The organism is Paenibacillus sp. FSL F4-0087 (assembly GCF_038020215.1).
Taxonomy (GTDB): domain Bacteria; phylum Bacillota; class Bacilli; order Paenibacillales; family Paenibacillaceae; genus Paenibacillus; species Paenibacillus taichungensis.
In genome coordinates this window covers 640,792-654,702 of record NZ_JBBODJ010000001.1, presented here as the reverse complement: position 1 = coordinate 654,702, position 13,911 = coordinate 640,792, and the positions used below count along the sequence as shown (strand labels likewise).

Genomic DNA, 13,911 nt, shown 5'->3' with positions numbered 1-13,911 from the left:
GTAGGATGGACATCATTCATACACAATGATCGGATAGGAGGGTCGTGGGTGTGAAAGATGTCTCTTTTTACATTCCGTTAACATGAAAGTGATACTGTTTTTACAATGAGAGGGTAGGATATTATAGATGACCGAGAGCCAAGTTCAATCATTGGCATCGGTCTACGTAAGGGAATCTGGTTGTCCCTGCCGCGAAGGAGAAGTGAACATCCATGAAGGACCTCATTCACATTGAAGGACTTAATTTATACTATGATACGCATCACGCGCTTAAAAATATATCGATGGACCTGCCGGAGAAGACGGTTACCGCATTTATTGGTCCGTCGGGCTGTGGTAAATCGACCTTGCTTCGTACATTAAATCGGATGAATGACATGATTCCAGGCGTACGTGTGGAAGGACAAGTTATGTTGGACGGTTCTGACATTTATAGCAATGAGATTGAAGTAGAGACGCTGCGCAAGCGGGTCGGAATGGTATTTCAGCAGCCTAACCCTTTTCCAAAATCCATTTACGATAACGTTGCCTATGGACCACGACTTCACGGGGTGACGCAAAAAGCCGAACTGGATCGTTTGGTTGAGCAGAGTCTCGTTCATGCTGCACTGTGGGATGAAGTAAAGGATGTGCTCAAAAAATCAGCACTCAGTCTCTCTGGTGGACAACAGCAGCGCCTCTGTATTGCGCGTGCTCTGGCCGTGCAGCCTGACGTACTGTTGATGGATGAAGCAACATCTGCACTTGATCCAATCTCAACGCTTAAAATTGAGGAACTGGTCAAGGAATTGCACCACAAATACACGATTGTAATGGTAACCCACAACATGCACCAAGCTGCACGTGTATCGGGTCGTACAGTATTTTTCCTGAACGGAGAAGTGGTGGAGGCAGCAGATACAGAAACGTTGTTCTCCACACCGCAGGATTCCAGAACCGAGGATTATATATCCGGACGGTTCGGATAAGCAAGCTGAGTTCGAACGATCCCGGCGTGTCCGGAGATGATGGATAAGGAGGACATGGAATCTATGATTCGCAGAAAAGAATTTGATCAGGAGCTTGAGGAACTGCGCACATTGCTTCGGCAAATGGGTGAGCATGTAGGCACAGCGTTGGATGGTGCTATTGAAAGTTTACAGACGATGGATGCCGAGAAAGCTCAGGTCATCATCAAGAATGATGCGAATCTGAATGCCCTGGAAGACAAGATTATGGAACTGGGTTCCAAGCTCATCATTACACAACAGCCGGTAGCGAAGGATTTGCGACGCATTATTGTTGCCTTCAAAATCTCAAGTGACTTGGAGCGTATGGGTGACCTTGCGCTGGATGTGGCCAAAGTGACCCTTCGTATGGATGGGCAGGAGCTCATTAAACCGCTTGTGGATATTCCAAGAATGGCGGAAATCGTGAAGTCCATGATTGAGGAATCCATTGAATCCTTCCTGAAAGAAAATACGGATCTGGCCTACAAAATGGCTCAGACCGATGATCAGGTTGACCAATTGTACAGTCATATGATCAGTGATCTCTACTCGTTTATGACAGACCATCCAAATAAGGCTTCCCAAGCGATGCTTTTGATGTTGGTAGGACGTTATATCGAACGGATTGGTGACCACGCAACAAATATTGGTGAGAGCACGGTGTATCTGGTAACAGGAAAACGCCCTGATTTGAATCAATAGGTAACCGCTTATAGTGGAATTGGGGTATTATTCGTAGCGAAATGAAGGGACTTTCTCTCGGGCGGCCTGTGAACAGGTCACCCGCTGAGGGAGTTCCTTTTTTTGCAGGCCAAATCATGACCTATAAAGATGACTAATTTTTTTGTTGTAACTGGTGTGTATGGTATCATGAGAGTAGATGTAATTGAAGGATTGACCATACGATACGCGAGGTGCTGGAATGGACAAGTTTATTCTTATAGATGGAAATAGCATTATTTACAGGGCGTTTTTTGCAATGCCACCGCTAACTAACTCGAAAGGCTTGCACACCAATGCGGTGTACGGCTTCACCACGATGCTGCTGCGCTTGCTGGAAGAGCATAAACCGACACATGTGATGGTGGCATTTGATGCAGGCAAAGTTACGTTCCGGCACGAAGGTTACCAGGAATATAAGGGTGGTCGGGAGAAAACACCACCGGAGTTGTCCGAGCAATTTCCGCTGCTGAAAGAGCTGCTTCAGGGCTTCGGGATTGCCCAGTTTGAGCTTGCAGGGTTTGAAGCGGATGACATTATCGGAACATTAACGAAGCGTGCGGACGAAGCTGGAAGACAGGTTCTCGTTGTGTCAGGTGACAAAGATATGTTGCAGCTTGCCTCTGAACATGTGCATATCGGGCTTACGCGCAAAGGGGTAACCGAGATTGAGCTATACGATCCTGCTCAGATTAAGGAGCGATATGGTCTGACCCCGCTGCAAATCATTGACCTCAAAGGTCTGATGGGCGATGCGTCCGACAATATTCCGGGCATTCCAGGCGTCGGAGAGAAAACGGCTCTGAAACTGCTGCACCAGTTCGGTTCGGTTGAAGAAGTTCTTAACGGCACAGGTGAGCTAAAGGGAAAAATGAAAGAAAAGATTGAGGCTCACGCCGAAGATGCACGTATGAGTAAGCAGCTTGCCACGATCCACCGTGAAGTTCCATTGGAACAAACTTGGGAAGATATGCAGTTTGCTGGCTTAAAAGAGGAACTGGCAGGTCCGGCTTTGGCCAAGCTCGAATTCAAGTCTTTGCTTGAGCGCCTGTCATTCCGTGCAAGTGTAGTTTCTGAACAGGAAGCCGTTCCGGCTGCCGCAGTGGAATCCTCCATTGCAACAGAAGAAACGATTAGTGAACTGTTCGGTTCACTCGAATCCATTGATGTGCTGCATGTGGAGACACATGGCGATAACCCACATCAGGCGAAACTAATTGGACTTGCTGTCGGTTCAGCCGGAACCTATACATTCCTGTCTCCCGAATTGCTTCAGTCTGAGGCAGCGGCCCCAGTGAGAGAGTGGCTTGGCAATGCAGATCAACCCAAGCGTGGTTATGATCTGCACCGTGTTGATCTGGCATTGCATGCGCATGGCATTGAGTTTGCTGGAGCGTCTTTTGATGTGCAGCTGGCTGCCTATTTGCTTGATCCAACCGAATCGAATCAGACGATCAGTGGCCTGACCACGAAGTATGGTCTGCCTTCCCTTGTGGAGGATGATACGGTTATGGGCAAAGGTGCAAAATACCGGGTCCCTGAGGCGGATATACTGGGCGATTTTCTATGTCGCAAAGCGGCCGCAGTAGCAGCCATTATTCCACTCCAGGAGCAGGCACTGGAGAGCAATGAGATGAACGCACTTTTCCATGAACTCGAGATGCCGTTGTCACGTATTCTTGCAGATATGGAGAAACAGGGCATTAAGGCTAATACGGCAGATTTGCAGGCTTTGGGTAGTGAGTTCGAAGAAAATATCAGCAGGTTGATGGCGGAAATCTACAAGCTTTCCGGCACGGAATTCAATCTGAATTCACCGAAACAGCTGGGTGAGATTTTATTCGATAAACTAGGTCTGCCTGTGGTGAAGAAAACAAAAACAGGATACTCTACGGATGCCGAAGTATTAGAGAAGCTGGCTCCATATAATGATGTGGTCAAACATATTCTGCAATATCGTCAACTTGCCAAGTTACAGTCCACATATGTAGAAGGACTGCTCAAAGAGATTTCAGATAAGGATGGCAAGGTGCATACGTTTTACCGTCAGACGATCGCGGCTACTGGGCGTCTGAGCAGCCAGTTCCCGAACTTGCAGAACATTCCGATTCGGATGGAGGAAGGTCGTAAAATCAGGAAGGTATTTGTTCCTTCCGAGCCGGGCTGGTCCATTTTGGCAGCAGACTATTCGCAGATTGAACTGCGCGTCCTTGCACATATTTCAGATGATGAGCGGCTGAAGGAAGCTTTTGTTCAGGACATGGATATCCATACGAAGACGGCCTCCGATGTGTTTGGTGTGAAGCCAGAAGAGGTGGATGGAGACATGCGTCGTTCTGCCAAGGCGGTTAACTTCGGAATTGTTTATGGCATCAGTGATTACGGCCTTTCGCAGAACCTGCACATCACGCGGAAAGAGGCAGCACAGTTTATCGATCAATACTTTGAAGTATTCCAGGGTGTTCGCCGATATATGGATGATATTGTGAAGGAAGCCCGTCAGGATGGTTATGTCAAAACGTTGCTGGAACGCCGTCGTTATCTGCCAGAAATCAATGCAAGCAACTTTAACCTGCGTTCCTTCGCGGAACGGACAGCGATGAATACACCGATTCAGGGAACTGCGGCAGATATCATCAAGCTTGCCATGGTACAGATGGATGAAGCGCTGCGTGAACGCAAGCTGAAGAGTCGCATGCTGCTACAGGTGCACGATGAACTTGTATTCGAAGTGCCTGCGGATGAGCTGGAACTGATGAAAGAGCTGGTTCCTTCTGTGATGGAAAAAGCATTGGAGCTGTCAGTACCGCTAAAAGCAGAAGTCAGCTACGGAGAGAACTGGTACGAGGCTAAATAATAGATCCTAAGCGGGTTTTCCGTTATTTTACAAAATATTTTTCAACTGTTTTCGACACAAGAAGGGGTCCCGCTGAGCGCCATCTTCCGTTATAATATAGGGGAGGTGAGAACATCATGCCGGAATTACCGGAAGTCGAAACAGTCAGAAGAACATTGAATCAACTTATTGTTGGCAAGACCATTGACTCCGTTACCGTTAGCTTGCCGCGGATTATTCAGCGGCCGGACGACATAGATGCATTTGCAATGGAACTTAAGGGACATACCGTGATCGGTGTAGAGCGCAGAGGCAAATTTTTGCGTATTTTGTTGGACGGGCTGGTGCTTGTCTCCCATCTGCGGATGGAAGGCAGGTACGGGGTGTACCAACAGCATGAGGAAGTGGAGAAGCATACCCATGTTATCTTTCACTTTACCGATGGTACAGAATTACGTTACAAGGATGTCCGTCAATTCGGTACAATGCATCTCTTCAATGCAGGGGAGGAACTGGTATCCAAACCTTTGTTAAAACTGGGGCTGGAGCCGCTTGATCCTGCGTTTACTGTAGCTGCATTCCGTGATGCTGTTGGCAAACGAACGACCAAAATCAAAGCCGTCTTGTTAAATCAGGCATATGTGGTCGGCATCGGGAATATTTATGTGGACGAGGCATTGTTCCGCGCAGGCATTCATCCCGAGACCATTGCCAAGACATTGACCGAAGCCCAGTTAACCGTGCTGCATGAAGCGATCGTGGTTACGCTGCAGGATGCGGTGGATGCAGGAGGTTCCTCCATTAAGTCCTATGTCAATGGACAGGGCGAGATGGGAATGTTCCAGCATCAGTTGAAAATATATGGACGAAAGTCTGAACCCTGTGCAACGTGTGGCACATTAATCGAGAAGAGTGTAGTAGGCGGTAGGGGAACGCATTACTGTCCAAACTGTCAACCGCTGCTCTAAATCGTTGATGGGTTTGGTAGCATGAACGAAATCGTCAAATTGTAGCACCCTTGGATTCCTCCCTCCATATACTGATATGGCAGAAATAAGCGGGCGTATACCCATACTGGCAGCCGCCAGTTGGAACGAGTTCCGCACAGGGGAGGAATCCGGGGTGCTGCATCATTTTATTTCATTACTGGCGCTTGCTTTGGCGCTTAGTTTAGATGGTTTTGGAGTCGGGATTACATATGGGCTGCGGAGAACTAAAATTCCGCTGTTATCCATTGTCGTCATTTCCATCTGTTCGGGTCTGGTTATTGCATTATCGATGCAAGTAGGTGTGCTGCTGTCTCATGTCGTATCTCCGGACGTGGCTTCAATTGTTGGAGCGGTTATTCTGATCGGTATTGGCGCATGGTCGTTGCTGCAACTCATTCGAAAACGGGGCAAGGAACAGCTGGAAACGGACAATGGAGTGGGTGAGGGAACAGGAGCAGGAACAATCCGCAGTAGTACGCAAGCCTCACCAGAAGCTCAGCCGAAGGGCAGAAATCAGGTGCTCGCGCTTGAACTTGAGCCATCTGCTTCTGGAGGATCTCTGGAACGAATGGTCTTTACACTTGAGCTGCGGAAGCTGGGTGTAGTTATACAAATTCTGCGGAGTCCCTCGAAGGCAGATATGGATAACTCGGGCAGTATATCCGTCCAAGAAGCGATGTGGCTTGGTATAGCCCTTTCTCTGGATGCTTTCGGTGCAGGATTAGGGGCAGCGTTATTGGGATTCCCAACTTTGTGGACAGCATTAGTTATTGCGTTGTTCAGCGGGGCATTTCTGTCTCTGGGCATGAAAGTTGGATTACGCTTTGCTGCTTTGCGGTGGATGCGAAGATTATCTGTATTACCTGCGCTTTTATTAATGTTTATGGGAATAATGAAGTTGTTGTGAGGTGAAATAATGAAAATTGGCTTAACCGGCGGGATCGCGACAGGCAAAAGCAGCGTGTCCGCCTTTCTCGCCAGTAAGGGAGCGTTGCTCATTGATGCAGATGTGATTGCCCGGGAAGTAATGCTGCCCGGGCATCCCGTTTTGGCTGCGGCTGTACAGCGGTTCGGACAAGCCATATTGAATGAGGACGGAACATTGGATCGGAAAAAGCTTGGCAGTATTGTGTTTCAGAATCCAGAGGAGCGTAAGGCACTTGAGGCGATTACACATCCAGCGATCCGCAAGGAGATGCGCGAGCGCGCTGCTCTGTATGAGCTTGAACATCCGGACAAGCTGGTCGTATCGGATATTCCATTGTTGTACGAGTCAGGGCTGGAGGATGGCTTCGAAGAAGTGATGGTTGTTTACGTTCCGAGATCAGTGCAGCGGGAACGACTGATGAGCCGGGATGGAATGACGGCGGAACAGGCAGACGCCCGTATAGACGTGCAAATGGATATTGAAGATAAGAAGCAGCGTGCTGACGTGGTTATTGATAACAGCGGCTTGTGGTCAGAGACGGAGCAGCAACTCATTTCATTTTTGCATCGTAAGGGCCTAATATGAGATTGCTGCGTAAGAAACGGGTATTGTTGTTGATGTTTGTGTCTTTTGTATTGGTGCTGTTCCTGAATACCAATTGGATGTCATGGTTCTATCCGATTCATTATAAGGAAGAGATTCGTGCCCAGTCACAGAGTTATGAGGTTGATCCGTTTCTCATCGCTTCCATCATCAAGGTGGAGACCAATTTTAAGACAAGCAAGGAATCCAAGAGAGGTGCCATCGGGTTAATGCAGCTAATGCCTGACACTGCTAACTGGATTATGGAGCAGGCCAAAATTCCGGGCACCTCACTGGAAGAATTGAAGCACGAGCCTGAAAGGAATATTCAGCTGGGTACCTGGTATCTACGCAACCTGTCAGATCAATTTGACGGGAATGAAGCCGCTATGATTGCTGCTTACAATGCAGGTCCAGGTAAAGTGAACTCATGGCTAAGGGATGGCGTATGGGATGGTTCATTCGAGACGGTCAAAGATATTCCGTTTGGTGAAACCCGGCACTATGTACAACGCGTCATTTATTATTATAATCAGTATGTAAAGATCTATAATACGTTCTAAGTTAATACAATCTGGATTCATGGTCTAAAATAAGTAGAAGCACCGAGCAGGCCGGTTGTTCACCGGCCGCTCCATGCTCCTCTGTGTACCGTATTACGATGCAGATATTATTGGTATTGACCTGCCAATTGCTGTTCTGCAATTGTTACCAGACGCTTCGTGATGTATCCACCGATCGAACCGTTCTCGTAAGAAGTCATGTTACCTTGGTATCCGTCTTGTGGGATGCTGATTCCGAGTTCTTGAGCAACTTCATATTTCAGTTGTTCGAGAGCTGCGGAAGCTTTAGTTACCACCAGGTTGTTGGAGTTACCATTGCTTTGTGCCATTGCTGTTCACCTCCTCGCGGTTGGTAAAAGTATTATGTGTCGGCAATACGATTTTCATAACTAAATGCATGTAGGCAATTTCTGGTAAAAAGTAAAACATGGGAAGTGATCTGATTTGAAATGTCCTTATTGCGCCTATCTGGGCACAAAGGTGCTTGATTCAAGGCCGGCCAATGAATCGAAATCGATTCGTCGTCGTCGTGAGTGTGAGCAATGTAGCCGTCGATTTACAACTTTTGAAATGGTGGAAGAAACACCGCTGATCGTCATCAAGAAGGACGGCAGTCGTGAGGAATTTAGCCGGGACAAGATTCTTCGTGGCCTGATCCGGGCTTGTGAGAAACGTCCGGTCTCTGTGGAGACACTTGAAATGATGGTATCTGAGGTAGAGAAGTCTCTGCGAAATACAGCCGATGCTGAAGTAGAGAGCCGTCAGATTGGCGAACTACTGATGGAACAGCTATTTCCAGTGGATGAAGTAGCCTATGTGCGCTTCGCTTCGGTGTACCGTCAATTCAAAGACATCAATATGTTTATGAAAGAACTTAAATCCCTATTGTCCAAAGATGACAACGTGGATTAGTGAAACGGGTAAAAGGGGAAGAGCATTCTGGGGTTACCATCTGTGTGTTCCAGTAAAAAGGTTGTTCTTCTCCAATCACTTTAGCTTCAAGAAAAAGTTGTTGACAGCAAAAGCTGTATTTTATATGATATAGGAGTCGCCTGCGGAGCATTGCAGATTTGGACAACTTGTTATATTCATAATTTGGGGCCTTAGCTCAGCTGGGAGAGCGCATCGCTGGCAGCGATGAGGTCAGGGGTTCGATCCCCCTAGGCTCCATACAAGAACATCATATGGACTCTTAGCTCAGTTGGTAGAGCAGTTGACTCTTAATCAATTGGTCCAGGGTTCGAGTCCCTGAGAGTCCATCAAAAAGAACGGCAGAGATGCCGTTCTTTTTTTATTAGGAGACAACTTGATTGCTTTTATACAGTTACAGAGTCTTTAAGTGGCAAAATGCTTAACTATATGACGAAATTGTCGTGCTGCGCCACGGGAAGAAAAACAAATTCCTGACCCGACTTGAATAGAAAAACAAAAACCAGGGTGCTGTAAATTAGCAGCCTGGTTTTTTGGGGAGATTTGAATTACGCGTAAGTCTCGACTAGGCTGCATTTTACTTCTTCGCGGCGTTTGCGCAAGTAGGAAATACGGAAGAAGGTAGCAGCAGTTACAGCAGCCAGAATGACGCTCGTTGCGCCGATCCAACTGATGTAGCTCAGTGATGCCTGCTCGACGACAACACCGCCAAGACCAGCACCAGCGGCCATGCCAAGATGCAACACGGAGGTATTCATACTAAGCATAATGCCCGATGCCTCTGGAGCAAGTGATAATAAATAAAACTGCTGGGTAGGGCTCGAAGACCAAACGGTGAAAGACCAAAACATCAGAAGTGGGAATACGATCAACGGCGATTGTCCATCTAGTGAGAGCAGAACTAGAGCCATGGTATTAAACAGCATTCCGATGACTAATGTGCGGGGAGCTCCCCATCTATCGGTGCTGTAACCGCCGAATTTAGAACCAAACAAGCTAGCGATACCGAAAGAGAAGAGTGCGATGCTTACGCTTTGCTCGCTTAATTTGGTTATGGTCAGCAAGTAGGGCGAAATATAGGTGTAAACAACAGAGTATCCACCAATCCACATGAAGGCGACAACCAACGCGATCGCAATTTCAGGTTTCTTCAACAGTGCAAACTGTTTGCGAATCGGAACAGGCGCCTCGCCATTGGATTGGGGAATAGCAATAAGGATTAAGAACATGGCAAACAAACCTAGTAGACCGATAACGCCGAAAATGAGCTTCCAATCATAAACCGAAGCGGCGACTCTTCCAAGTGGAACTCCGATAATTAAGGAGGCACTGAAACCCATTATAAGAGTTGCAATCGCACTTCCTTGTTTGCCAGGTGCAGCGAGCTTGGCAGCAACCGTCAATGAGGTAACGAGAAACACGCCGGTACTAATCGCGAGAACAATACGCGATACGAGCAAGAATGTAAAGCCGGGTAACGCGACGGCAATCAGGTTGCCTACAGCAAATACACCAAGCGCATAAAGGAGAAGTTTACGTCTCTCCATACGTGCAGTGACGGCTATGACGATCGGTGTGCCGAAGGCATAGGCCAGAGAAAAAACGGTAATCAGCTGACCTGCGACCGATACGGAGACACCTACATCTGCAGCCACCTTATCCAAAATCCCTGCAATAATATATTCGGATGTCCCAACTAGAAAGCTGATAATAGCCAGCATATAAATTTTCAATGCATTCGACATACTGGTAAAGCTCCTCTCTATACTTCAATGTTTTATATTTCTAGTTCTATAGAAATAATGTTTAAAAAAAATTACTCCAGCAAATAAGGCGCATATTTCTGTGCCATTTCGCGGTTTACGCTGTAGTAGATATATGTTCCTTCCTTGCGGTGGTTCAACAGTCCACAGTCTGTCAATTGCTTCAAGTGATGGGAAAGCGTTGAGCTGGCCACTGATTCCAGCTTAGACTCGATATCCGAGCAACACAAAGTTGTCTCCTCCGTAAGGAGTAAGGCAATTTTGATTCTCGTGGGTTCTCCGAGCGCTTTGTACACTTTAATAGCTTGACGCACATTCGCATTTTCTTCTACCATCGTAAATTCACCTTTTTTCTAACTGTAGTTATTTCTATATCCGTAAAAATAATGTAGCACACCTTTTTTTGAATGTAAACAGAGAATAAGACTGTGTAGTTATTTTAACAGATGAGTCGCTTGGGCTTTCCGTCAAAATAGCTACCACCTTGCCAGGCTCTCATGCCAGGAACACCTGAAATCTGGTGCTTCCGGCTTCTTGGGTTCGCAGCCTGAATCAGCTCTCCCCGCAACATGATTAAACTTCGAGTTAAATAAGGAAAGGATGGAATGTTTTATTTGAGACCATTATGTAAAAGTAACTTGCGTTGTAGAATACGGTTGAAATTTTTGCCATACTTATGGCGACAATCGTAAAAGCTATTTATAATTGAACGCTAGTATTCTGGAGGAAGCCACAATGTTAAAATAGTCATACAGAGCCGTTTATCAGGCATCATCCCTCATCAGTAAGTGGAATGAGTGACCCCAGAACGGACGATTAATTTAGTTTCCCGCTAACAGGCATAACAGTCACGGAGGATACAAAATGAACAACTCGGAATGGGCAGAGTCCTATTTTCCAATATATACAGCAGACAGCATTCAATCATTATATAGTACGTCAACCATGCCGATACATAGAATCCATGAGAACTTGACCGTTCTATTGGCTGTTTCGAGTGGTAAGGGCTCACTTCATCTCGACGATCACATCTACGAACTCACCGATGGAATAGTAATCCTTATTCCGGCGAAGAGTGATGTTGTAATACAGGGGAATCAGATGCACCCTCTTCATATATACACCCTCTCCATTAGCACACAAGAACAGAAGAAATCACTGCCCATGGAAGCCATGGGACGGTCCAGTGTGCTTGCGGCAGGAACGCTTATTGAGTTCTATGAACCAACGATTGCAACTCAGCTTGAGGAGCTCTATATGTATCGTTTACCTGGCAATGAAGTCAGGCATATGCGTAACCAGATTCTGTTTCATCAAGTACTGATGAGTCTTTTGGAACGAATGGAAGCAAAATATATTGCGAGTGAGCAACCGTCTATGGAACGCAGCATCTTATTTATGGAGAACCATTTTAGTGAGAAAATAACAACCGAAGGACTTTCCGAAATTGCGGGGGTCAGTCGATCTCACTACTCCACTCTTTTTAAGCAGCTAACTGGATTCGCACCGAATGAGTATCTCTCACGCTTGCGTGTTCACCGTGCCAAAGAGTTATTGATTGGCGGGTCCGCTTCACTTCGTGAGATCGCGCTGAAGGTTGGATATAAAGATGAATTCTATCTTAGTCGTCGTTTCAAGCAGCAAACAGGAGAGAGTCCATCAGGTTACACACGTCGCAGACCTTCTCAACAAGTGGCTGTGTGGTGTGCACCTTATGCAAGCCATCTAATGTTACTTGGAGTGGAACCAGCGGTCGTAATCTCAGAAAGCAGCGAATATGTAAGCACAGAGGGAGTTAGCCCACCTCAAACGATACATTTTATCCATTCTGACAGTTCACCTGAACAAATAAAGTCCGTATTACTAGATGCTAATATTGAGCTCATCATTGCAGCAAATCAGCATCTACATATGAACGGATTAAGTTCTGAACGTCTAAGATCCATCGCTCCTATTGTTGAAATTGCGTGGATGGAGCTTGGATGGAAAGAACATCTGCGGTTTATCGCACAGGCAATTCAAAGATTGGAGAAGGCAGAACAATGGCTGGCAGACTTTGAAAGGGAAGAACAGCAGGCACGTGAAGCCATTCAAACAAGCCCGATTGTGAATGAGACACTGACCATTCTCGTCATAAAACCGGATACCTTACAAATATATGGAATTAGAAATGTCGGATATGTGATGTATCAATCGCTCGGATTACGGCCTTCGGCCAAGATTGCCCAGGAAATAGAGAGGTTTGGCGACCAATTTCATTCGGTTACTATCCAACTGTCGCAACTTCAGGATTACGAGGGCACTCGTATGCTCGTCATTGTTTTTCCAGATGAAAAAGGGTCAAAGGCTCATTCAGAAGGTATATTTAACTCAGAATACTGGAAAGGGCTTGAGGCAGTGAAGCGAAATCGGATCTATCATCTGGAGCAGGAAGAGTGGATACCCTACAATCCGGTTTCCATTCGTTTGCAGCTCGGACGGGCTGTATCCTTATGGACTGCCATCCAATAATCCAAAGGTTTTCTCAAACAAAAAGGCATGGTTAGGTTCATCCTGCATGCCTATAATTAGCTATTGTAATGAGAATGATTTTCATATTCAAAGAGAAAAGGGAGAGAGTCATCTAATGAGAAAGCTTTTTGTTCCATTTATATTAGTTCTGGTATTATTGCTTAGCGCTTGTGGAAGCAACTCAGCCAAAGATACAACGGAGAATGCAACTACATCCAACGAATCCAATTCTTCGAACACCGATTCAGCAGGTTCTTCATCCGAGTCAGATTCGGGCACGTTCACTTATCAATCGGAGACAGGTCCTGTGGAAGTTCCCTCCCACCCGCAACGTGTGGTTGTGCTGACCCGATTCCTGACAGGAAACGTGATGGCACTGGATGTACCGCTGGTCGGTGTGGATGAAATGTCCAAGGAGAACCCAAATTTCAAAGATAAACTAGCGAATACAGAGGCGGTTACCGATGAAAGTCTGGAGAAAATTATTGAATTGAACCCAGATCTAATTATCGGCCTGTCTGATATCAAGAACGTAGACAAGCTGAAGCAAATTGCTCCAACAGTCACCTATACATATGGTAAGGTGGACTTCCTCAAGCAACAACTGGAGATCGGAAAACTTGTGAACAAAGAAAAAGAAGCACAGGCTTGGGTTGAAGATTTTGACGCTCGAAGCAAAAAAGTAGGGGAAGAAATCAAAGCTAAAATTGGCGCGAATGCGACTGTATCCGTTATTGAAACGTTCAATAAACAACTTTATGTTTATGGCGAGAAATTCGGACGTGGAACGGAAATACTGTATGATCAATTCGGTTTAGGTATGCCAGATAAGGTCAAGGAAGCTACCAAGAAAGACGGATTCTTTGCTGTATCGAACGAAGTACTGAAAGACTACATGGGAGACTATGTAATATTCAGTAAAAATGCCGATGAGGACAACTCGTTCCAAAATACCGAAACATACAAAAATATTGATGCGGTGAAAAATAATCGAGTATTCGAAGCGGATGCCAAGGCATTTTACTTCAATGATCCACTGAGCATGGAATACCAGCTGGAATTCTTTATCGAACATTTTCTTGGCAAGTAAACCTTGAACG

Annotated in this window: 13 protein-coding genes and 2 tRNA genes; 12 read left to right on the top strand and 3 right to left on the bottom strand. The window is 46.2% G+C overall.

The window, feature by feature from the left end:
- The first annotated feature begins 212 nt into the window (after nucleotides 1-212).
- The 7 genes from pstB to MHB84_RS03005 all read left to right on the top strand — a co-directional run bounded on the left by pstB (nucleotide 213) and on the right by MHB84_RS03005 (nucleotide 7,607).
- Entirely contained in the window at nucleotides 213-968 is a 756-nt protein-coding gene (gene pstB / locus MHB84_RS03035) for a phosphate ABC transporter ATP-binding protein PstB (protein ID WP_063568101.1), read from the top strand.
- A gap of 63 nt (nucleotides 969-1,031) precedes the next feature.
- Nucleotides 1,032-1,691 (top strand): phosphate signaling complex protein PhoU, encoded by a 660-nt coding sequence (gene phoU, locus MHB84_RS03030; RefSeq protein ID WP_076289778.1) that lies wholly within the window; start codon nucleotides 1,032-1,034, stop codon nucleotides 1,689-1,691.
- Between the two features lie 220 nt (nucleotides 1,692-1,911).
- Nucleotides 1,912-4,566 (top strand): DNA polymerase I, encoded by a 2,655-nt coding sequence (gene polA / locus MHB84_RS03025; protein ID WP_076289777.1) that lies wholly within the window; start codon nucleotides 1,912-1,914, stop codon nucleotides 4,564-4,566.
- A 116-nt stretch (nucleotides 4,567-4,682) separates the two neighbouring features.
- Nucleotides 4,683-5,513 (top strand): DNA-formamidopyrimidine glycosylase, encoded by an 831-nt coding sequence (gene mutM / locus MHB84_RS03020; RefSeq protein ID WP_076289776.1) that lies wholly within the window; start codon nucleotides 4,683-4,685, stop codon nucleotides 5,511-5,513.
- A 154-nt stretch (nucleotides 5,514-5,667) separates the two neighbouring features.
- Nucleotides 5,668-6,441 carry a manganese efflux pump gene (locus tag MHB84_RS03015; RefSeq protein WP_076289775.1) on the top strand — a complete coding sequence of 258 codons (774 nt, stop codon included), beginning with the start codon at nucleotides 5,668-5,670 and terminating at the stop codon, nucleotides 6,439-6,441.
- Nucleotides 6,442-6,450: 9 nt separating this feature from the next.
- The gene (coaE, locus tag MHB84_RS03010; RefSeq protein ID WP_076289774.1) at nucleotides 6,451-7,047 is read left to right on the top strand and encodes a dephospho-CoA kinase; all 597 of its coding nucleotides are present in this window, start codon (nucleotides 6,451-6,453) and stop codon (nucleotides 7,045-7,047) included.
- Nucleotides 7,044-7,607, top strand: coding sequence for a lytic transglycosylase domain-containing protein (locus tag MHB84_RS03005; protein WP_063568107.1), 564 nt, complete (start codon nucleotides 7,044-7,046; stop codon nucleotides 7,605-7,607). Before coaE ends, MHB84_RS03005 begins: the two co-directional genes overlap by 4 nt.
- A 107-nt stretch (nucleotides 7,608-7,714) precedes the next feature.
- Here the strand turns inward: MHB84_RS03005 and MHB84_RS03000 are convergent, their stop codons facing one another.
- Nucleotides 7,715-7,936: an alpha/beta-type small acid-soluble spore protein gene (locus MHB84_RS03000; protein WP_053783555.1), complete on the bottom strand. Its 222-nt coding sequence runs from the start codon at nucleotides 7,934-7,936 to the stop codon at nucleotides 7,715-7,717.
- A gap of 115 nt (nucleotides 7,937-8,051) precedes the next feature.
- Between MHB84_RS03000 and nrdR the strand changes: the two genes are divergently transcribed.
- The 3 genes from nrdR to MHB84_RS02985 all read left to right on the top strand — a co-directional run bounded on the left by nrdR (nucleotide 8,052) and on the right by MHB84_RS02985 (nucleotide 8,866).
- The gene (gene nrdR / locus MHB84_RS02995; RefSeq protein ID WP_076289773.1) at nucleotides 8,052-8,519 is read left to right on the top strand and encodes a transcriptional regulator NrdR; all 468 of its coding nucleotides are present in this window, start codon (nucleotides 8,052-8,054) and stop codon (nucleotides 8,517-8,519) included.
- A 185-nt stretch (nucleotides 8,520-8,704) separates the two neighbouring features.
- Nucleotides 8,705-8,777 (top strand) — tRNA-Ala (locus tag MHB84_RS02990).
- A gap of 16 nt (nucleotides 8,778-8,793) precedes the next feature.
- Nucleotides 8,794-8,866: transfer RNA gene (locus tag MHB84_RS02985), tRNA-Lys, on the top strand.
- A gap of 219 nt (nucleotides 8,867-9,085) precedes the next feature.
- Here the strand turns inward: MHB84_RS02985 and MHB84_RS02980 are convergent.
- Complete coding sequence (locus MHB84_RS02980) at nucleotides 9,086-10,282, bottom strand: MFS transporter (RefSeq protein WP_076289772.1); 1,197 nt, start codon at nucleotides 10,280-10,282, stop codon at nucleotides 9,086-9,088.
- A 71-nt stretch (nucleotides 10,283-10,353) separates the two neighbouring features.
- Complete coding sequence (locus MHB84_RS02975; protein ID WP_072735884.1) at nucleotides 10,354-10,635, bottom strand: ArsR/SmtB family transcription factor; 282 nt, start codon at nucleotides 10,633-10,635, stop codon at nucleotides 10,354-10,356.
- Between the two features lie 529 nt (nucleotides 10,636-11,164).
- Here MHB84_RS02975 and MHB84_RS02970 point away from each other — a divergent pair.
- Nucleotides 11,165-12,811: a helix-turn-helix domain-containing protein gene (locus MHB84_RS02970; RefSeq protein ID WP_076289771.1), complete on the top strand. Its 1,647-nt coding sequence runs from the start codon at nucleotides 11,165-11,167 to the stop codon at nucleotides 12,809-12,811.
- A gap of 115 nt (nucleotides 12,812-12,926) precedes the next feature.
- Nucleotides 12,927-13,901 carry an iron-hydroxamate ABC transporter substrate-binding protein gene (locus MHB84_RS02965; protein WP_076289770.1) on the top strand — a complete coding sequence of 325 codons (975 nt, stop codon included), beginning with the start codon at nucleotides 12,927-12,929 and terminating at the stop codon, nucleotides 13,899-13,901.
- Nucleotides 13,902-13,911: the final 10 nt, after the last annotated feature.

Coding starts and splice junctions, on each gene's coding strand:
- pstB (WP_063568101.1), top strand. CDS start 213: ATGAAGGACCTCATTCACATTGAAGGACTTAATTTATACTATGATACG.
- phoU (WP_076289778.1), top strand. CDS start 1,032: ATGATTCGCAGAAAAGAATTTGATCAGGAGCTTGAGGAACTGCGCACA.
- polA (WP_076289777.1), top strand. CDS start 1,912: ATGGACAAGTTTATTCTTATAGATGGAAATAGCATTATTTACAGGGCG.
- mutM (WP_076289776.1), top strand. CDS start 4,683: ATGCCGGAATTACCGGAAGTCGAAACAGTCAGAAGAACATTGAATCAA.
- coaE (WP_076289774.1), top strand. CDS start 6,451: ATGAAAATTGGCTTAACCGGCGGGATCGCGACAGGCAAAAGCAGCGTG.
- MHB84_RS03005 (WP_063568107.1), top strand. CDS start 7,044: ATGAGATTGCTGCGTAAGAAACGGGTATTGTTGTTGATGTTTGTGTCT.
- MHB84_RS03000 (WP_053783555.1), bottom strand. CDS start 7,936: ATGGCACAAAGCAATGGTAACTCCAACAACCTGGTGGTAACTAAAGCT.
- MHB84_RS02980 (WP_076289772.1), bottom strand. CDS start 10,282: ATGTCGAATGCATTGAAAATTTATATGCTGGCTATTATCAGCTTTCTA.
- MHB84_RS02975 (WP_072735884.1), bottom strand. CDS start 10,635: ATGGTAGAAGAAAATGCGAATGTGCGTCAAGCTATTAAAGTGTACAAA.
- MHB84_RS02970 (WP_076289771.1), top strand. CDS start 11,165: ATGAACAACTCGGAATGGGCAGAGTCCTATTTTCCAATATATACAGCA.
- MHB84_RS02965 (WP_076289770.1), top strand. CDS start 12,927: ATGAGAAAGCTTTTTGTTCCATTTATATTAGTTCTGGTATTATTGCTT.